The 20,715-nt window shown below is 63.7% G+C and carries 8 protein-coding genes; 4 read left to right on the forward strand and 4 right to left on the reverse strand.

The genetic code is table 11. From position 1 onward, the window contains the following. Positions 1 to 63: 63 nt before the first annotated feature. On the reverse strand, positions 64 to 1,389 hold the full coding sequence (locus PSH57_RS19820) for an ATP-binding protein (RefSeq protein ID WP_305444712.1): 1,326 nt from the start codon (positions 1,387 to 1,389) through the stop codon (positions 64 to 66). Continuing rightward, positions 1,386 to 2,066: a response regulator gene (locus PSH57_RS19825; protein ID WP_256230303.1), complete on the reverse strand. Its 681-nt coding sequence runs from the start codon at positions 2,064 to 2,066 to the stop codon at positions 1,386 to 1,388. Before PSH57_RS19825 ends, PSH57_RS19820 begins: the two co-directional genes overlap by 4 nt. Before the next feature lie 175 nt (positions 2,067 to 2,241). On the opposite strand from PSH57_RS19825, the gene dsbD reads away from it, so the two are divergent. The 3 genes from dsbD to dsbG are packed head-to-tail and all read left to right on the forward strand — an operon-like array spanning position 2,242 to position 5,581. Next, a complete protein-coding gene (gene dsbD, locus PSH57_RS19830; protein WP_305385011.1) occupies positions 2,242 to 3,969 on the forward strand; it encodes a protein-disulfide reductase DsbD in 1,728 nt (575 codons plus the stop codon). Continuing rightward, positions 3,969 to 4,838 (forward strand): TlpA disulfide reductase family protein, encoded by an 870-nt coding sequence (locus tag PSH57_RS19835; RefSeq protein WP_305385012.1) that lies wholly within the window; start codon positions 3,969 to 3,971, stop codon positions 4,836 to 4,838. The genes dsbD and PSH57_RS19835 overlap by 1 nt, the downstream gene beginning before the upstream one ends. After that, entirely contained in the window at positions 4,814 to 5,581 is a 768-nt protein-coding gene (dsbG, locus tag PSH57_RS19840; protein WP_305385013.1) for a thiol:disulfide interchange protein DsbG, read from the forward strand. Before PSH57_RS19835 ends, dsbG begins: the two co-directional genes overlap by 25 nt. Positions 5,582 to 5,701: 120 nt before the next feature. On the opposite strand, the gene PSH57_RS19845 is transcribed toward dsbG, so the two are convergent. Together PSH57_RS19845 and PSH57_RS19850 are read right to left on the reverse strand one after the other, a co-directional pair. Then, positions 5,702 to 6,508, reverse strand: a complete 807-nt coding sequence (locus tag PSH57_RS19845; RefSeq protein ID WP_305385015.1) for an alpha/beta fold hydrolase — start codon at positions 6,506 to 6,508, stop codon at positions 5,702 to 5,704. 219 nt (positions 6,509 to 6,727) lie between these two features. Then, positions 6,728 to 19,714, reverse strand: a complete 12,987-nt coding sequence (locus PSH57_RS19850) for a non-ribosomal peptide synthetase (protein WP_305444714.1) — start codon at positions 19,712 to 19,714, stop codon at positions 6,728 to 6,730. Between the two features lie 325 nt (positions 19,715 to 20,039). Here PSH57_RS19850 and PSH57_RS19855 point away from each other — a divergent pair, with 325 nt between their 5' ends. Continuing rightward, a complete protein-coding gene (locus PSH57_RS19855; RefSeq protein ID WP_025212663.1) occupies positions 20,040 to 20,588 on the forward strand; it encodes an RNA polymerase factor sigma-70 in 549 nt (182 codons plus the stop codon). The last annotated feature ends 127 nt before the right edge of the window (positions 20,589 to 20,715 follow it).

Genomic DNA, 20,715 nt, shown 5'->3' on the forward strand with positions numbered 1-20,715 from the left:
CGCCAATGGCAGGTCGTTACAACGGATGTATACAGCTCCCCGGTGGACGGCTCCTACGAGGGGTTAACCAACCTGCACCGGCATCGTCAATTCAACCCGCAATCCGTCCGGACGGCTGTCGAAATGCAGACCGCAACCGCAGCGCTGGACGATCGCCTGGACGATCGCCAACCCCAACCCGCAGCCGGTGCTCTGGCCGTTGCGCCAGAAGCGCTGGGTCAGGTACTGGATGTCGTCGGCGTCTATGCCGGGACCATGATCGCGAACCTGAAAGCGCACGCGCTGGCCAATCATTTCCAGGCTCAATTGCACCTCAGTATCGTCCGGCGTGTGACGCAAGGCGTTGTCCAGCAGATTGCGCAAGGCAGCGATGGAAAGCACCGCCGGCATTTGCACCGGCGCGTCGGAGACCTCGGGGGCCAGGTGCAGCTTGATCCGCTGGGGAGCGCCGCCGGTCGCATCCTGGATCGCCAGTCGCGCCACTTGCTCGGCGTTGCACTGCACGCCATCGTCGAACGACAGACTGCCCTCGACCCGGGCCAGCAACAGCAACTGTTCGAGGGTGCGGTGCAAGCGGTCGGCACCCTCCTCGGCTCGGGCCAGGGACTGATCGCGGGCGACGCCCTCGGTCATGCGCGCCACTTGCAGGTGAGTCTTGATGGCCGTCAATGGGCTGCGCAGCTCATGGGCGGCGTCGCCGGTCAGCCGTCGCTCGCGCTCAATGGTCTTGCCGATACGCTGGAACAGCTGGTTCTGGGTCTCCAGCAACGGCCGCAGTTCACTGGGCAGCGGATGAATCTGCAAAGGCTCCAGGGAATCGGCATTGCGTCGCATCAACGCATCGCGCATGCGATTGAGCGGTGCCAGGCCCTGGCCGATGCCCAGCCACAACAGACACAGGCAGCCCAGCAGCGCCACGCCGACCGGCACCGAGGCCGCCAACAGTACCGACATGTTCAAAGCTTCGCGTTCGATCTGGCGGTCGCCGGTGGTGATGCGCAAATCCCCCCGGGCCAGAGTAAAACTGCGCCAGGGCGCGCCGTCGATCATCTGGTCGTGAAAGCCCAGCTTCTCGGCTTCCAGGGTTTGGTCCGGGGTGCCATGGCTGCGGGCCAGGATCTCCCCCCGCAAGGAACTGACCTGGCAGGCCATACCCCCCGGAATGCTCAACTGCTCGGTTCTCAGGTGCGTGCCTTCTCCCTTGCTGGGCAATGGCGGCATCTGTTCCAGCAGCCCGGCGACCATCCGCGCCGAAGCCACCAGCCGTTGGTCCAGGGAAAACATCATCTGGTTGCGCAGATCACTGAGCATCCACGCCGCCGCCAGGGCCCAGATCAGGGCGAAGGCCGCGCCGAGGGTCAGGCTCAGGCGCAATCGCAAGCTCATCACTTGGAGGACTCCCCGTCATCGGCCGGCCCCAGCCGATAACCCAGCCCGCGGACCGTCTCGACAATGCCATTGCCGAGCTTGCGTCGCAGGTGATGGATATGGACGTTGAGGGCGTTGCTTTCCAGTTCGTCGTTGAACCCGTAGACGCTGTCCTTGAGTTGCTCGGTGGACAGGACCCGACCGCGGCTGTGCAATAGCGCCTGCAGCAGTGACTGTTCACGCCGGGAAAGGTCCACCGGCTGTCCGCCCAGGGTGGTTTCCCGGCTGCTGGGGTCGTAAGTCAGACGGCCATGCTCGATCAGGTTGACGCTGCGCCCCGCCACACGCCGCAGCAAGGTGTGCAGGCGCGCTGCGAGTTCACGCAGATCGAAGGGCTTGAGCAAATAATCATCGGCACCGGCCTGCAAGCCGTCGACCCGGTCGGTCACCGAATCCCGGGCGGTGAGGATCAGCACCGGTATCTCCAGGCCTTGCTGGCGCAATTGGCGCAGTAATTTGAGGCCATCCTCGTCGGGCAGCCCCAGGTCCAGCACCATGACATCGAACCTGGCCACGCCGACTATCGCCCGCGCCGCCGAGGCCGTGGCGACGTGCTCGACGGTCAGGCCCTGGGCCGTGAGACCGGCGACGATCCCGCTGGCGATCAACTCATCGTCTTCGCAGACCAGTACGTGCATGGTAAGCCCCGTGGAAAAAGGTACATTAGGCCGCCGGCCGATTAAGCCGACATTATGCGACGAGTACGGCAAACATGGGCGATCATTGCTACCTGCCGATCGTCGCCGGGTTAATCGACGGTTAATCGCCAGTCGCCATCGTGCATTCCACTTGCTCCGTTCTAAGGCTTTATCCATGCGTCGATTGTTTTTGCTGTGGCTGCTGCTGATCTCGGGCCTGGCCCAGGCCGCCAATCCCTTCGAGACCAAAACCGATTTCCTACCGGTGGAAAAGGCATTCGTGTTTACCTCCGAACGCCTGGACTCCGGTGAAACCCAGTTGTTCTGGCAGATCGCCGACGGCTACTACCTGTATCAGCAGCGACTCAAATTCGACGGTCTTGCCGAGGCGCAAAAGCCGCAGCTGCCGGAAGGTGAAGCCCACAGCGACGAGTTTTTCGGCGATCAACAGGTGTATCGCCAGGCGCTGGATCTGAAGATTCCCGCCGGCGCCACCGGCAAGATCAAGGTCGGCTTCCAGGGCTGCGCCGACGCGGGCCTGTGCTATCCACCCCAGACCCAAGTGGTAGACCTGGGCGGTAACGCACCAGCGATTGCCAGTGGCGAGGCGCCGGACCAGGCCCTGGCCAGCGGCCTGCAACAACGGGCCTTGGGCTGGAGCCTGCTGGTGTTCTTTGGCCTGGGCCTGTTGCTGGCGTTTACACCATGCTCGCTGCCCATGTTGCCGATCCTGGCCGGGGTGGTGGTGGGCAGCGGCGCGGGGCCGCGGCGTGGATTGGCATTGGCCATCAGCTACGTGATCAGCATGGCCCTGGTGTATGCCGCCATGGGCGTAATCGCCGCGCTGCTGGGGGCCAACCTTCAAGCGCTGCTGCAGCAACCGTGGCTGCTGGGTACTTTCGCGGCGATATTCGTCGTGCTGGCGCTACCCATGTTCGGCTTCTTCGAACTGCAACTGCCCGCCGCCCTGCGCGACCGCCTGGAAAGCGCCGGACGCCAGCGCCGCGGCGGCAGTCTGGTGGGCGCCGGCATTCTCGGAGCGCTGTCCGGCCTGTTGGTGGGCCCGTGCATGACCGCCCCGCTGGCCGGTGCGCTGCTGTACATCGCCCAGAGTGGCAATGCGGTGCACGGCGGGCTGATCCTGTTCGCCATGGGCATCGGCATTGGCCTGCCGCTGTTGCTATTGGTGACCGTGGGCAATCGTTTCCTGCCCAAACCTGGCGCCTGGATGAATGTGCTCAAGGGCGTGTTCGGTTTCCTGTTCCTGGGCACCGCGATTCTGATGATTCGCCCGGTCATTGACGGCTCGCTGTGGATCGCTCTGTGGGGCACGCTGCTGCTAATTGCCGCCTATAGCGCCTGGCGTCAGACCGAAGGTTTCGGTCGCACAGCCTATGTGTGCGGCAGCGCGTCGCTGCTGTTCGGCGTGTGGGGCAGCCTGCTGGTGATCGGCGCGGCGGGCGGTGGCGATGATTTCTTCCAGCCCCTGAAGGTCTATGCCGGCACCTCGGAAAGCTCGGCCGTCAGCGCCCACGATGCCTTTATCACGGTCAGCGAGCCTGCCGCGCTGCAACGGGAACTGGATGCGGCCAAGGCCCAGGGCCAATGGGTCCTGCTGGATTACTACGCCGACTGGTGCGTGTCCTGCAAGATCATGGAAAAACAGGTGTTCGGCCGCGCCGAAGTGCTGGACGCCTTGAAAGACGTACGTCTGGTGCGTCTGGATGTCACCGCCGACAATGCCGCCAGTCGTGAACTGCTGGGCCGCTATCAAGTGCCGGGACCACCCAGCCTGCTGTGGATTGGCGCCGACGGTCAGGAGCGGCGCAGCCAGCGGATCACCGGGGAAGTCAATGCCAAGGAATTCCTGGAGCGCTGGAACATCACCCGGGATGCGCGCTGATGCTGACGTTCACCCTGGGCACTTTTGCCATTGCGCTTAACCATCTGTTGCTGATCAGCGCGCTGGCCCTGGCCACCTTTGTCGGCTGGCGAGTAGCCAAGCGCGGGGGCGAGAACCCCGAATCGGTACTGTTCGTACTGTTCTTGCTAGGGATTCTGGCCGCGCGGATCGGGTTTGTCGCCGCCTATTGGAATCATTACCAGGATGACCTGTGGCAGATCGTCGACCTGCGCGACGGCGGTTTCCTGGCCTGGCCGGGTATCGTCGCGCTGGTGATTGGCGCGTTGCTGTGGACCCGGCACCGACCGGCCTTGCGTCGGCCGTTGGGTTTCGGCGTTGGCAGCGGCCTGCTGTTCTGGCTGGTGGCGACGATGTCATTGACGATCTATGAACAAGGCACCCGAATGCCGGAAATCAACCTGCGCAACGCCGACGGCGAGACGGTGAAACTCACCGACTACCAGGGCGGCCCTCTGGTGATCAACCTCTGGGCCACCTGGTGCCCGCCCTGCCGGCGCGAAATGCCCGTACTGGAAGAGGCCCAGCAGCAGCGCCCGGACCTGACGTTCCTGTTCGTCAACCAGGCCGAAAGCATGCAAAGCGTCAGCACTTTCCTCGCCACCCAGGGTTTGAGCCTGGACAACGTACTGTTTGATGGCAGTGGTCGCCTCGGTCAAGCCGTTGGTTCAATGGCCCTGCCCACGACGCTGTTCTACAGTGCAGACGGCCGCCTGCTGGGCAGTCACCTGGGCGAATTGTCGGAAGCGAGCCTGGCCCGCGCCCTGGAAAACTTTGAAACGCCGGGTTCGACCACGGCGTCCCACCCCGCCACAAGGAAATCGCCATGTCCCGCCTCCGCCACCTGCTGACCCTGGCCGTCGTCGCCGCGCTGTCGCAGGCACCGTTGCTGCAGGCCGAAGAACTGCCTGCGGCCATCAAGAAGATCGAAGCGAAAGGCGCGAAAATCGTCGGCACGTTCGAAGCCCCGGACGGGTTGCGTGGTTATGCGGCGCAATACCAGAACCGTGGGATGGCGCTGTACCTGACACCCGATGGCCAGCACGTTTTACTGGGCAACCTGTACGACGCCGACGGCAAGGACCTGAGCGCCGAACCGCTGCAAAAGCTGGTCTATGCACCGATGGCCAAAGCCATCTGGGGGAAGATGGAAACAAGTAACTGGATCGCCGACGGCAGCAAGGACGCGCCGCGCACCGTCTACCTGTTCAGTGACCCGAACTGCCCGTACTGCAACATGTTCTGGGAACAGGCACGGCCATGGGTCAAGGCCGGCAAGGTGCAGTTGCGCCACATCATGGTGGGCATCATTCGCGAAGACAGCCCAGGAAAATCCGCCGCCTTACTGGCGGCCAAGGACCCTGAGAAAGCCTTGGAAAACCACGAGAAGGCCGGCAAGGGCAGCGCGCTCAAACCCCTCAAAAACATACCGCCGGCCATCCAGACAAAACTGGACGCCAACCTGCAGTTGATGGAAGAGCTGGAACTGTCCGCCACCCCGGCGATTTTCTACCTGGATGACAAGGGCGAACTGCAACAGCAGCAAGGCGCACCGTCGCCGGACAAGCTGGTGAAGATTCTCGGGCCGAAGTGACTGGCCCCCACAACAGGTCCCCCTGTGGGAGCGGGCTTGCTCGCGAATGCGCAGGACCAGTTAATACAGCTGTAACTGACCCACCGCATTCGCGAGCAAGCCCGCTCCCACCGTTTTAGGTCAGTTGCGCAGAAACTCCAGCAAGGCCCGGGTGACGAATTCCGGGTTTTCCAGGTTGGAAATATGCCCCGCCTCTGGAATCAGCAGATGCGGGCACCCGATCAGCTCAGCCATTTCCAGTGCCTCGGACGGTGGTCGCGGTTTGTCCTGGTCGCCGCACATCACCAGCGTGCGCCTGGCATTGAGCTCAGGCAGGCGCGGCAGGATATCGTCCCGACCAAAAATGATTCGCCCCAACGGCACGATGCTGTCGCGCAGCCGCTCGGCCGGCAGTGCGGCCAGTGTGGCGCGAAACTGCTGGTAGAGCGGTGACTGCGGGTCAATGCCCGGCCGGAAAAAAATCGGCACGACAATGTCCAGCAACGGCTCGGGGATGCTGCCGCTGGCTTGGATTGTGTCGAACAACGAGAAGTAATACTGGCGAGTCGGCTCAGGCTCGACCCCCACGTAAGTGTCCATCAGCACCAACGCCTCGAGCCGCTTGGGCGCCATCAGCGCCAGCCGTGCGCCCCACATCCCGCCCACCGAAAGCCCAACCAGACTGAAGCAATCGACCTCCAGATGATCCATCAACGCCAGTGCCTGGCGGGCCAGGTCGTCCAGGGACGTCATGCCCTCAGGCAAACGCCCGGACTGGCCGTGGCCCCACAAATCCAGGGCGATCACCCGGTAATGCCGGGACAATGCCTCGATCTGCGGCGCCCACATGGTGTGATCCCACAGGTAGCTGCTGCCCAGCAGCACCACCGGGCCCTGGCCTTGGTCCAGATAGTGGAAGGGTTGTCCGTCAAGGGTTACAAAAGGCATTGGCGACCTCTTTGATTGAGTGGGAAAAAAAGCCTTGGGGAGACTGAGCCGTGCAGGGCGAGGCGTCAATCTTGGGCTTTGCGGTGTTTAGTAATGACGCCATCGCGGGCAAGCCTTGCTCCCACAGGTTTTTTGCTCTTGCACAGATGCGCTGTTCATAGCTGATCCCTGTGGGAGCAAGGCTTGCCCGCGATGAGGCCTCTTATAGACGCCGCAGAACTACAATCCTTCCAACTGCGCCATCAAATCATTCAACCGATCCACCTTCTCCTCGGTGATTTCACTCGCCGCCAGCCCGTCGATGTAGTCGGCCAGCTCCTGCACCGTGCTGCACTCGAACATCGCCCGCAGCGGCACGTTGCGTTGCAGGACCTTTTGCACCCGTGAGGCGATTTGCGTCGCCAGTAACGAGTGGCCGCCCAGTTCGAAGAAATTGTCGCGCACCCCCACTCGCTCGACCTTGAGTACCTGAGCCCAGATGTCCGCCAGGGTCTGCTCCAGCTCATTGCCTGGCGCCTGGTAGTCCTGGCTTTGCAATTGACCAATTTCCAGGGCCGGCAAGGCCTTGCGGTCGAGTTTGCCGTTGGCATTGAGGGGTAAGCGGTCTAGCCACAGCCAATGCAGCGGCACCATGTACTCCGGCAGTTCGGCCCGCAGGCGTTGCTTGATGCGCTCCAGGCGCTCGGTCGGCTTCAGTACCGAGTCGGCCGCGACCAGATAACCCACCAGATGCTTGCCGTTGGCGCCTTCCTGCACCCCAACCGCCCCATCGCGCACCTCGGGCTGTTCATGCAACCGCGCTTCGATTTCCCCCAGTTCGATGCGATAACCACGAATCTTCACCTGATGATCGATGCGTCCGACGTACTCCAGCACGCCGTCGCGGCGACGCCGCGCCAGGTCGCCAGTGCGGTACAAGCGCTCCCCTGACGCACCAAACGGGTTGGGCACAAATACCGGAGCTGTGCGCAAGGGGTCACTGACATAACCGCGCCCTACCCCGGTGCCCGCCACGCACAGTTCCCCCACGGCCCCCAGCGGCACCAGGTCCAGCGCACCATCGAGCAAGTACAAACGGTTGTTGTCGGTGGGCGTACCAATCGGCAGGTAGCTGCCACCGGTCGAGGCCATGTCGACCCGGAAGAACGCCACGTCATCGGAGCATTCGGCCGGGCCATAGGCATTTACCAGGCCAATGTCCGGGTAACGCAATAACCATTGGTGCGCCAGCTGCGGTGGCATCGCTTCACCGGTGGGCAGCATCCAGCGCAGGCCGTCCAGGCCGATGCGTTCCTGGGCGAGCATGCCCTGGATCAGTGACGGCACGCTTTCCAGTACCGTGATTGCCTGGCGTTGCACATGCTCGAGCAGCCCTTGCGGGTCGTGGGCGATGCCGTTGGGCACGATGTCCACCCGAGCGCCGAACAACGGCGCGGCGAGGAACTGCCACACGGAAATGTCGAAACTCTGGGAGGCGGTCTGGGCGATCACGTCAGTCTCACTCAAGGCCAGGTACGGCACCTTGCTAAGCTGGTTGTTGAGCATGCCGCGTTGTTCCACCATGACGCCTTTGGGCAACCCGGTGGAGCCCGAGGTGTAGATCACGTACGCCAGGTTGTCCGGGGCGCTGTAGATGCCGGGGTTGTGCAGCGAAACATCGCTGGCCTGGATGCTTTCCCACACCAGCAACTTCGGCCGCCCGGAACAGGCGAACTCGTCCAGCAGCGCCAGCGCCTGGGCATGACAGGCCTGGGTGCAGACCAGCAGCGGCGTGCGGCTCAGCTCAATGATGCGGCTCAGACGCTGCCTCGGCAGCCCCGGGTCCAGCGGCAGGTAACCGGCACCGGCCTTGAAGCTGCCGATGATCATGCCCAGCAGGTCCAGGTCGCGCTCGGCCAGCAACGCCACCGGTTGATCGAGGCCGACGCCGGAGGCGATCAAGGCATGGCCGAGGCGGTTGCTGCATGCATTCAACTCGGCATAGCTGTACGTCCTGTCCAGGCAGGTGGCGGCCACCCGTTGCGGATGGGCTGCGACCCGGGCCTCGAACAGCTCGACGTAACTTTGCTCCAGCGCATGAGCACGCTCACTCTGGTTGCAACCTTCGGTCAGGAAGCCCTGTTCCTCGGCCCCCAGCAGCGGCAGCTCGGCCATGTCACCGTGCAGACCTTCCATCAGCGCCAACAGCAAGCGCTTGAACTCACCCAGCAAGCCCTGAACGGTGGATTCATCGAAGTAGCGCTGGTCGTAGGACAGATGCAGCCCCAGGTCATCCCCCGGGTAGCAGACCGCCGTGAGCGGGAAGTTGGTGTGGGTGCGGCCCGAGTCCGAGGTGGCGTTGAGGCTTTGGGCGCGATCGAGCACCGAAACTTCCACCGGCGCGTTCTCAAACACGAACAGACTGTCGAACAACGGTTGGCCCTTGGGCAGTTCGCTGACTTCCTGGAGGCTCACCAACGGCAGGTATTCGTACTCGCGCAGTTGCATGTTGCTGTCGAGCAATTCACTGAGCCATTGGCGCACACTGCAACGCTGATGATCGTCGGGCATCCGCACTCGCAAGGCGATGCTGTTGATGAACAGGCCAACGGTACGTTGCATTTGCGGCAGTTCCACCGGGCGCCCGGCCACGGTAACGCCGAACAGCACGTCCCGATCGCCGCTCACCCGCCGCAGCACCAGCGCCCATGCGGCCTGGGCGAAGGTGTTGACCGTCAGTTGATGAGCCTGGGCCAGTTCCCGCAGCCGGGCACCGTCGCGAACATCGAGGCGGGTGTAGCAGTCGCCGACAATCATGCCGCCGCTGTCACCGGCGTGTTCACGCAGCAACGGCCGGTCGGCGGGAATCGGCGTGGTCCGTTCGAAACCTTGCAGGTTGCGCGTCCACCACTGCCGCGCTTCGGCCAGGCTCTGGTGTTGCAACCAGCCGATGTAGTCGCGATAGCGCGGCGGCACGGCCAGTCGCGGTTCGCGGTGTTCGCCAAGGGCGGTGTAGATCTCGAAGAAATCCTCCATCAGCAACGAACGGCACCAGGCATCGATCAGGATGTGGTGGTTGCTCATCATGAACCAGTAACGCGCCGTGCCAACCCGGATCAGCCGCAAGTGGAACGGGGCCTGGTTCAACAGATCGAAACCGGCCTCGCGCTCGTGCTTGAGCAACCCCTGGAGTTTGGCGTCCTGCTGGTCTTCGGGCACTTCACACCAGTCCAGATAATCCACTGGCGTGCTGCCTGGCTTGTGGATGATTTGCAGCATCTCTTCGCCGACATTCCAGCAGAACGACGCGCGCAAGGCTTCGTGACGCGCGATCACGGCTTGCCAGGCTTGAGCGAAACGTTGCGGATCCAGTTCACTGTTGATGCGGTAGCGGTCCTGCATGTAGTACAGGCCCGTGCCCGGCTCCAGCAATGTGTGCAGCAGCATGCCCTCCTGCATCGGCGTCAGCGGGTAGACGTCTTCGATCTGCGCGGCCGGCACCGGCAAGCTGTCGAGCTGGGCCTGGGTCAGTTTCGCCAAGGGGAAGTCCGAGGGCGTCAGGCCGCCCGCCGTGTCCGTCAGGCAATGTTCGATCAGGCCCTGCAGCTCATCGAGGTAGGCATCGGCCAGCGCAGCGATGGCCTGGCGGTCGTGCCGCTCACTGCTGAACGTCCAGCGCAGCACCAACTCACCGCCGCTGACCTGACTGTCGACACTCAGCTCATTGGGCAGCGGCGCGTCGGGGTCGTGGATCGCGCCCAGGGCAGCGTCCAGCGGCTGGAACAGCGCGTCGTGGCCCAGGGTCTGATCGAGCTGCCCCAGGTAGTTGAAAGTGATGGCCGCTTGCGGCAGGTCAGCCATCGCCTGACGCGTCGCGGCGTCAGCCAGGTAGCGCAGCACGCCGTAACCGAGGCCCTTGTGGGGCACCGCGCGCAGTTGCTCCTTGATGGCCTTGATCGAGGAGCTGAAGTCCTCACCCGACGGGCTCAGGCGCAGCGGATAAACGCTGGTGAACCAACCCACCGTACGGGTCAGGTCGATGTCATCGAACAGCGCCTCGCGGCCGTGCCCTTCGAGCTGGATCAGCGCCGACGCATGGCCGCTCCAGCGACACAGCACCCGGACCAGGGCGGTGAGCAGCAGGTCGTTGACCTGGGTGCGGTACGCGCGCGGTGCCTGTTGCAGCAGTTGCCCGGTGCGCTCGGCATCCAGGCGCACGCTGACGGTTTCGGCGTGACGCTCCTCAAGCCCGCCGTCAGGACGGGCGCAGGGCAGCGCCACCTCCGGGCCGCCCAACCGCGCTTGCCACCAACTCAGTTCTTCGCGCAGGGACTCGCTGCCGGCGTAGGCTTGCAAGCGCGCGGCCCAATCCTGGAACGGACTGGTCTTGGCCGGCAGGTGTGCGGTTTGCCCGGCGCTGATCTGGCGGTAAACCGTTTGCAGGTCATCCATCAACACCCGCCACGACACGCCATCGACGACCAGATGATGGGTCACGATCAGCAGTCGTTGTCGGCCATCGGGCAACTGCGCCAGCACCGCGCGCAACAAAGGCCCGCTCGACAGATTCAGGCTGCGTTGCGTCTGGGCAAACACCGTTTCACAGGCCTGCTCACTCTCCACGTTCACCTGCCGTAACAGCGCCGCGCCGGACAATGGTCGGTGCTCGGCGCGCCAGTGCCCGGCGGTTTCGGCAAAGCCCAGGCGTAACGCATCGTGCTGCTGGAAAACGCTGCGCAGTGCCTGTTCCAGCGCTTGCGGTTGCAGGGTGATGGCCGGTTCCAGCAACAACGCCTGGTTCCAGTGGTGACGGTTGGCAATCTTGGTATCGAAGAACCAATGCTGGATCGGCGTCAGCGCCGACTCACCGTCGAGCAGCCCCTGCTCGGCGCTCACTGGCTGACTGTGGCTGGCAACACTGGCCAGAGCCTGCACGGTCTGGTGCTGGAACAGGTCGCGGGGCGTGAAGTGAATGCCCTGTTGCCGGGCACGGCTGACGACCTGGATGGACAGGATCGAGTCGCCACCCAGCTCGAAGAAGTTGTCGTTCAGGCCGACCTGCTTCACGTTGAGCACATCGCACCAGATCGCCGCCAGGCTCTGCTCCAGGGCACTGCTCGGTGCCAGGTAATGCTGGCGATTGAGTTCCGGATCCGGCATCGGCAAGGCACGCCGGTCGAGCTTGCCATTGGCGGTCAGCGGCATGCTCGCCAGCAGGATCAGTTGGGTGGGCACCATGTAGTCCGGCAGTTGGGCTTTGAGGTGACTCTTCAGCGCTTCGCGCAGGGTCGCTTGTTGCTGGGCGTCCTGTTCGACGACGTTGGTCACCAGATAGCCGGCCAGTTGCTTGCCGCCTGGCATATCGAGAGCCAGTACCACCGCCTCGCGCACGGCGTCATGTTCCAGCAGGCGGGTTTCGATTTCCCCCAGTTCGATGCGGAAACCGCGGACCTTCACCTGATGGTCGGCCCGTCCCAAATACTCCACCTGACCATCGACGCGCTGGCGCACCAGGTCGCCGGTGCGGTACAGCCGTCCGCCATCGACGGCAAACGGATCGGCGACGAAACGTTCGGCGGTCATGCCCGGACGCTGGTGATAGCCCTGGGCCAATCCCGCGCCGCCGACGTATAACTCCCCGGTGGCGCCTTGGGGCACCAGGGCCAGGTCGGCATCGAGAATGTAGGCCACCCGGGCGCCGATCACGCTGCCAATCGGCACACTGGCCGCACCCTCTTCCAGTTGCTCAGGGGCCAGGCTCGCCAACGGCATGACCACGGTTTCGGTCGGGCCATAGGCGTTGAAGAACAGACTCGGTTTGAACGCCGCCCGGATACGTTGCAAATGCTCGCCGGTCAGGGCTTCGCCACCGGTGATGCACATGCGCACCGGCAAGGTTTGCCCCTGGGTCGCCAGCCATTGCGCCAACTGGCTGCCGTAGCTGGGAGTGAGGCCGAGGATGTTGATGCGCTGCTCGCGAATCAGCCCGCAGATCTGTTCGGCGTCCCACTGCCCTTGTGCGCGCAGCACCACCCGGGCGCCGCTGAGCAGCGGCACCAGCAGGCGCTCGGTGGCGGCGTCGAAGTTGATGGAATAGAAATGCAGCTCGCAATCGTCCGGGCGCATGCCAAAACGCTGGATCACTGCCTGGCAGTGCATGGCGATTTCACCGTGGGACACCACCACACCCTTGGGCTTGCCGGTGGAGCCAGAGGTGTAGATCAGGTAGGCCTGATGCTGCGGCAGGTTGATCGGCGGCGGTGCCTGATCCGGGTAGCCGGCCAGGGCCGCGCTATCGTCTTCCAGGCACCAGCCCCACACACCGGCCGGCAATGGGCCCAAGGCCTGGAACATCGCCCGGTCGCTGAGCAGCAGACCGAGGCCACTGTCTTGGATCATGTAACGCAAACGGTCCAGCGGGTATTCCGGGTCCAGCGGCACGTAGGCGCCGCCGGCCTTGAGGATCGCCAACAGGCCAACGACCATCTCCAGCGACCGCTCCAGGGCCAGGCCCACCCGCACCTGCGGGCCGACGCCGCGCTCGCGCAGCATCCAGGCCAGGCGGTTGGCACGGCGTTCGAGTTCGGCGTAAGTCAGGGTCTGCCCGGCAAAGGTCAGGGCCGGTGCGCCGGGGCGGGCCAGAGCCTGTTCGCTGAACAGTTGATGGATGCATTGATCCAGGCGGTGTTCGCCAGGTTCGACGCCCAGGCTGTCGAGCATCTGTTGCTGCTCGCGGACATCCAGCAACGGCAACTCGCTTAGCCGCTGGGTCGGATCGGCCAGCAGTGCCTCCAGCAGATTGCGCCAGTGCCCGGCCATGCGGGCGATGCGCGGTTCGTCGAACAGGTCGGTGCTGTAGGTCAGGCAGCAACCCAGGCGATGGTCCAGGTCGGTGACTTCCAGATTCAGGTCGAACTTGGTGGCCCGGGCGTCGTTGGCCAGATATTCGACGCTCATCCCGGCCAGCGTGCGGCTCTGCTGGAACTCCCAGCGCTGCACATTGCACATCACCTGGAACAGCGGGTTGTACGCGGCACTGCGCGGTGGTTGCAGGGCTTCGACCAGATGATCGAACGGCAAGTCCTGATGGGACTGGCCTTCGATCACCGTATGACGCACCTGCTCAAACAACTCAGCCACTGACATTTGCCCGTCGAGCTGGCAGCGCAGTACCTGGGTATTGAGGAACGCACCGATCAACCCTTCGCTCTCCGGACGGATGCGGTTGGCCACTGGCGCGCCGATGCGCAGATCGGTCTGGCCGCTGTAGCGATAAAGCAGCACGGCCAGGGCGGCGGTCATGGTCATGAACAGGGTCAAGCCCTGTTGCGCGTTGAAGGTGCGGACCCGGGCGGCCAGCTCGTCACTGAGGTCGAATCGGAACAATTCACCGCGATGGCTTTGCACCGGCGGACGCGGACGGTCGCCCGGCATTTCCAGCAACGGGTGTTCGCGGCCCAGTTGCGCGGTCCAGTAGTCCAGTTGCCGTTGGCGCTCGCCAGACTCCAGCCACTGGCGCTGCCAGACGCTGTAGTCCAGGTATTGCACCGGCAAGGGTTCCAGTGGCGATTCGCGGTCGTCGATAAAAGCTTCGTACAGCGCGCTCAGTTCCCGGGCAAAAATATCCATTGCCCAGCCTTCGGTGACGATGTGGTGCAGGGTCAGCACCAGGTAATGTTCCTGCTCGGCGGTCTTGACCAGACAAACCCGCAGCAAAGGCCCGGTCTCCAGGTCGAAGGGTTTGTGGGCTTCGCTGTCGGCCAACTGCTGCACCCGCTGTTGGCGAATATCGACAGCCAGCCTTGAGAAATCTTGCCAGCCCATGCGCAGACCGGTGCAGGCATGCACCTGTTGCCGGGGCACGCCGTCGACACTGGGGAAGGTGGTGCGCAGGGTTTCATGACGCAGGACCAACGCCTGCAGTGCCGCTTCGAAACGCCCGACGTCCAGCACCCCGCGCAACCGCGCCATGCCGCCGACGTTGTAGGCCGGGCTGCCGGGCTCCATTTGCCAGAGGAACCACATACGCTGCTGGGAATAAGACAACGGCACCGGTTGGCTGCGATCGACTTTCTCGATCGGCGGTTGCCGGTTGGTCTGGCCGCTGGCCTTTATCAAGCGCACCTGTTCGGCGAACGTGCCCAGCTCACTGGCCTCGAACAAGGTGCGCAACGGCAGCTCGATGTCGCAGGCCTGGCGGGTGCGGGAAATGATCTGGGTCGCCAGCAGCGAATGGCCGCCCAGGGCAAAAAAATCGTCTCGCAGACCGATGCGGTCGAGCCCCAGCACGTCACGCCAGATGCCTGCGACCTGTTGCTCAAGGGCACTGACTGGCTCGATGTGTTCACGCACTTGCCATTGCGGTTCGGGCAAGGCACGACGGTCGAGTTTGCCGCTGGGGCTCAGCGGCATGGCGTCCAGGCGCAGCAACTGCGCGGGTACCATATAGTCCGGCAGTTCTGCGGCCAGGGCAGCGTGGAGTCGGGCGTTTTGGCGGTCCTGATCTTGCGCAACATCGCAAGCGGTGTAGTAGCCGATCAGTTGCGGGCCAGCCGAGGTCTCGCGTACCAGCACCGCCACTTGCGCCACGCCGTCCTGGGCCAGGAGCCGCGCTTCGATTTCCTGCGGTTCGACCCTGAAGCCGCGCAGCTTGATCTGTTGGTCGAGACGGCCGAGGTATTCGATCACGCCATCGGCGCTCCAGCGCGCCCGGTCACCGGTGCGATACAACCGCGTGCCCGCCACGCCCAGCGGGTCGGCGATAAAGCGCTCGGCGCTCAAACCCGGACGTGCGAGGTAACCCCGAGCCAGCCCCAGGCCGCCGATGCACAATTCACCCGGCACACCGGCGGGCACCGGATTGAGTTCACTGTCGAGCACGCGGCACACCACATTGCCCAGCGGCCGACCAATGGGCGAGCGCTCGCCGTCGGCGACGCTGCAATGCCAGTGGGTGACGTTGATGGCGGTTTCGGTCGGGCCATAACGGTTGTGCAATTGCGCCGACGGCAGCTGCGCCAGCACGCGGTTGCGCAGTTCGGCCGACAAGGCCTCACCGCCGCAGAATACCCGGCGCAAGCTGGTGCAGCGGGCGCTCAGGGGTTCGTCGATAAACAGGCTGAGCAGCGGCGGCACGAAGTGCAGTGTGGTCACGCCAAATTGTTCGACCAACTGCGCGATGCGGTGCGGGTCTCGGTGTTCGCCGGGGCCAGCCAGGACCAGTTGGCTGCCGGTGATCAGCGGCCAGAAACACTCCCACACCGACACGTCGAAACTGATCGGTGCCTTTTGCATCAGCACATCGGTTTCGTCCAGCCCGTAAGTGTCCTGCATCCATTGCAGGCGCTCGGCCAGAGCGGCATGGGTGTTGCCGACGCCTTTGGGTTGGCCGGTGGAGCCGGACGTGTAAATCACGTAGGCCAGGTGATCGCCATCCAGGTGCAAGCCCGGCGGGTTGCTCGGCCATTGCTCCAGGTGCAACGCATCCATGGCGATGACGCTGACGCCCTCGCAGAGGGGCAAGCGTTCAAGCAATGCAGTTTGGCTCAGCAACAGATCGACGCCGCTGTCCTTGAGCATGTAGGTCAGGCGCTCGGCCGGGTAATCGGCATCCAGCGGCACGTAGGCGCCACCGGCCTTGAGGATCGCCAGCACACCGATGAGCAACTGCGGCGAACGCTCGGCGGCAATCGCCACGCACACGTCCGGGCCGACACCTTTATCGCGCAGGTAATGGGCCAGGCGGTTGGCCTGGGCGTGCAACTCGGCGTAGTCCATGCGGCCGTCGTCCCACAGCAGCGCAGTGCGTTGCGGCGTGCGCCGGGCCTGCTCGTTCAACCGCTCCGGCAGCCACTGCGTGGCCGGCGCGCAGGGCGCCGCGCTCCACTGCTGCTGTTGCGCGTACTCATCGACGCTCAGCAACGGTACATCGCCGATGGCTTGTTGCGGATTGGCGCAGACGGCTCGCAGCAGGTTGCACAAATGCTCGGCCAACCGGGCAATGGTCGCCGCCTCGAACAGTTCGTCGGCATAGTCGAACGACAGCGTCAGGCGCCCGTTGCGGTCTTCTTCGCTATGCAGTTGCAGGTCGAACTTGGCGGCGCGGCTGTGCCACGGCAACTCGTCAGCCAACAACCCCGGCAAACGACGCAAGGCGCTCAGGTCTCGCTGCTGATGGTTGAACATCACCTGGAACAGACCTTGCTCGCGAGCCTGAGGGAACGCTTCGAGCAACTGTTCGAACGGCAGGTCCTGATGGGCCTGGGCACCCAGCGTGGTTTCCCGGGCCTGGGCCAGCAACGCGGCGAACGACTGGCGCGAATCGACCTGCCCGCGCAGCACCTGGGTATTGATGAAAAAGCCGATCAGTCCCTGGGTCTCCAGGCGTGGACGGTTGGCGTTGGGCACGCCGATGCGGATGTCGGACTGGCCGGTGTAGCGCTGCAACAGCGCCTGGAAGGCCGCCAGCAACAGCATGAATGGGGTGGCGTCGTGGGCCTGGGCCACTTGGCGCAAAGCATCGCCGAGGCCTTTGTCCAGACGCAGACTATGGCGTGCGGCGCTGCGCTGGTGCTGCGCGCTACGGGGATGGTCCGTGCTCAGGGCCAGGGTCGGATGTTCGTCGCCCAGTTGCTGTTTCCAGTACGTCAGTTGCCGCTCGGCCTCCCCTTGAGCCAACCACTGGCGCTGCCAGCTGCCGTAGTCGGCGTACTGCAACGGCAACGGCGCCAGTGCGGCGACCTGCCCTTGGCATGCAGCAGCGTACAACCGCGAGAACTCATCAATTAGCACGCTCATCGACCAGCCGTCGGCGATGATGTGGTGCAGCGTGACCAACAATTGATGGTCACCCTCATCGAGACGCAACAAGGTGACCCGCCACAGCGGGCCCTTCTGCAAATCGAACAGCATCGCCGCTTCGTCGTCTCGAATCTGCCGCGCCTGGGCTTCGCGCTGGTCGGCGGGCAGGTCGCTGAGGTCGATCACTCGCAGCTTGAGCTCACCTGCCGGATCGATCTGTTGCAGCGCGACACCATCGCGCTCCAGAAATCGTGTGCGCAGGGCTTCGTGGCGTTCGAGCAGTTGCTGGAAACTGGCCCTTAGTGCGTCTTCGTCCAACTCACCGCGCAGGTGCAAGGCGCCAGGGATGGTGTAGGCGCGGCTCGCCGGATCCAGTTGCCAGGTGATCCACAAACGATTCTGGGCAAGGGATTGCGGCAGCGCTTCGTGGCGCGGCAATGGGCTGATCACGCCTTGGGCCTCGGCACCTGCTTGCTGCTGATTGCTCACCGCGGCCGTGAACGCTGCGAGGGTCGGGGCTTCAAACAACAAGCGCAGATTCAGCGCCAGCCCCAGCCTTTCTTGCAGGCGCGCGACCACTTGAGTGGCGGCGATGGAGTTACCGCCCAGCAGGAAGAAATGATCGTCGCCATGGACCTGTTCAATCTGCAACTGCTCGCACCAGACCTGGCCGATCAATGTTTGCAACGGCGATGACGAGCGGGCTTCAGGGCCTGCGTCAACCTCGATTGACGGGAACAGCGCATAACTGTCGAGACTGCCGTCGACCAATCGGGTCCGGCACGCCGAGCGTTGCAACTTGCCGCTGGAAGTCTTGGGCAGTGCGCCCGGATTGAGCAACACCACCACACTCGGCGCTTGCTGACAGGCTTCGGCCACCGCCTGACGAATGGCTTTGATCAACGCTTCAGGTGGCAGGATCTTCTGCACGCTGCGGCTGATTTCCGCCGCGATGCCGATGCCTTCCTCGCCGCCATCGTTGACCGCGAACGCCGCCACTCGGCCTTTGCGCACTACCTCCACTTCCCGCTCGATGGTTTGCTCGATGTCCTGGGGGTAGAGGTTATGACCGCGCACAATCAACAGGTCCTTCAGGCGGCCGGTAATGAACAGCTCATCGTCACGCAGGAAACCCAAGTCGCCAGTGCGCAGCCAAGTGCGGCCAGCGTGCTGGACGAATGTCTTGGCGCTGGCCTCAGGGTTGCGCCAGTAGCCATGCGCAATGCTCGGCCCGCTGGCCCAGACTTCGCCGACCCGGTTGTCGGTCAGCGGCTGCAAGGTGTTGGGCTCGACGATCAGCACCGTATGCCCGGGCTGGCTCACGCCGCAACTCATCACCGTACTGCCCTGCCCTGGCTCGGCACGGTGGTGTGCCAGTGCCGTGTCGTCCATCCGCAACGACGGGATACCTTGACTGCGCGGCGTGCCAGCGACGAACAAGGTGGCTTCGGCCAGGCCATAGGACGCCATGAAACTGTCTGGCGTGAAGCCGCACGGCGCGAATTTCTCCGCAAAGCGTTCCAGGCTGTCGAGACGGATCGGCTCGGAGCCTGAATACGCCACGCGCCAGCCGCTCAGGTCGAGGCGCTTGAGCGCCGAATCACTGACCCGCTCGCTGCACAGCCGATAGGCGAAGTCTGGGCCGCCACTGATGGTGCCACCGTGTTCGCTGATCGCTTCCAGCCAGCGCAACGGCCGGGCCAGGAAGTACGCGGGCGACATCAGCACGCAGGGCACACCGCTGAAAACCGGCTGCAACAGGCCGCCGATCAGGCCCATGTCGTGGTACAGCGGCAACCAACTGACGATGACATCGTCAGGGTTCAGATCGATGCCGAAGCCTTGGCGAATCAATAATTCGTTGGCCACCAGGTTGCCATGGCTGACTTGCACGCCCTTGGGCAATGCGGTGGAGCCGGAGGTGTACTGCAGGAAAGCGATGTCATGGTCCTGCAGGTTCGGCTGCAGCCACTGCCCGGCGCGGACCGGATCAAGGGTATCGACGCACAGCACCGGCGGAGCCGATTCGATCGCTTGCAGCGGCTCGCGCAGATCGCTGCGGGTGAGCAGCAGGCGCGGCTCGGCATCGGCAATGATCGACAGCAGGCGCTCCTGGTGGTGGCGACGGGCGGACTCCGGCGGATAGGCCGGCACGGCGATCACACCGGCGTAAAGGCAGCCAAAAAACGCCGCGACGTAGTCCGGGCCACTGGGAAACAGCAATACCGCACGGTCGCCGAACGCCGCTTCGGCCTGCAAGGCGGCGGCAATGGTCCGGGCACGCAGGTCCAGGTCGCGATAACTCAACACCACACTTTGCTCCGGGGTATCGGCAAGGAAGCGCAAGGCCACACGGTCCGGCGACAACGCGGCGCGGCGCTGAAGGGCATGAGCCAGGGTGCTGGGGAGTTCGAACGCGTCGGTCATGAGGTTTCCTGCCTGAAATTCGGCTTGCTAGTGGTATCTGGTGGCCTGCGGAATGCGGTGCGGCATCGGAACTGCCGCCCTAAACCTTCATCCCTGAGAACGGATACCACCGACAAATAATTAGTCAGCGCCCTCTTGTTCCAGGCCCCCCGGAGGGCAAACCACCGCGGCAACGGGTCGCAGTTCTCACTCTGGACTTCTCATCATCAATAATTCTTCTTCTCAATTGACAATCATTATCATTCAGCCTAATTTGTCGCTCGATATGCAGGACGAGTCAGGCAAATCCGTCGTCCTGCTAACTTTTTGCAGCAAGGTGAATTCCATGACGGAACAAGTATCCACAAGCAGGTGCGACTCACCGTTACTTCAGGCATTCGTCGACAACCGGATGATCCTGGTCAAGATCGCAGCACGAATCACCGGTTGCCGGTCCCGGGCAGAAGACGTGGTGCAGGATGCGTTTTTCCGGCTGCAATCGGCGCCCCAGATCACCTCGTCCTTCAAGGCTCAGCTCAGTTACCTGTTTCAGATCGTGCGCAACCTGGCAATCGACCATTACCGCAAGCAGGCGCTGGAACAGAAATACTCGGGGCCGGAAGAGGAAGGGTTGAATGTGGTGATCCAGGGTGCTTCGCCAGAAACGTCACACATCAATTTCTCGACGCTGGAGCATATCGCCGACGCGCTCACCGAACTGCCCAGCCGCACCCGCTATGCCTTCGAGATGTACCGCCTGCACGGCGTGCCACAGAAGGATATCGCCAAGGAGCTGGGCGTCTCGCCGACCCTGGTGAACTTCATGATCCGCGACGCCCTGGTGCATTGCCGCAAGGTCTCGGGGGTTCGCGGGGATACGTTCGCCCGGCGCTGATGTGGGGTGTCAGTTTCGGCCTCATCGCGGGCAAGCCTTGCTCCCACAGGTTTTCCTGACCGGCACAATTTTGTGAAGCCTGGAAAACCTGTGGGAGCAAGGCTTGCCCGCGATGGCAACCTGATGA

It is taken from the genome of Pseudomonas hefeiensis (assembly GCF_030687835.1).
Classification (GTDB): Bacteria; Pseudomonadota; Gammaproteobacteria; order Pseudomonadales; family Pseudomonadaceae; genus Aquipseudomonas; species Aquipseudomonas hefeiensis.

What these genes read in the sequence shown, in the direction of transcription:
- dsbG (WP_305385013.1), top strand. Translation starts at nt 4,814, where the DNA reads ATGTCCCGCCTCCGCCACCTGCTGACCCTGGCCGTCGTCGCCGCGCTG.
- PSH57_RS19825 (WP_256230303.1), bottom strand. Translation starts at nt 2,066, where the DNA reads ATGCACGTACTGGTCTGCGAAGACGATGAGTTGATCGCCAGCGGGATC.
- PSH57_RS19850 (WP_305444714.1), bottom strand. Translation starts at nt 19,714, where the DNA reads ATGACCGACGCGTTCGAACTCCCCAGCACCCTGGCTCATGCCCTTCAG.
- PSH57_RS19845 (WP_305385015.1), bottom strand. Translation starts at nt 6,508, where the DNA reads ATGCCTTTTGTAACCCTTGACGGACAACCCTTCCACTATCTGGACCAA.
- PSH57_RS19835 (WP_305385012.1), top strand. Translation starts at nt 3,969, where the DNA reads ATGCTGACGTTCACCCTGGGCACTTTTGCCATTGCGCTTAACCATCTG.
- PSH57_RS19855 (WP_025212663.1), top strand. Translation starts at nt 20,040, where the DNA reads ATGACGGAACAAGTATCCACAAGCAGGTGCGACTCACCGTTACTTCAG.
- dsbD (WP_305385011.1), top strand. Translation starts at nt 2,242, where the DNA reads ATGCGTCGATTGTTTTTGCTGTGGCTGCTGCTGATCTCGGGCCTGGCC.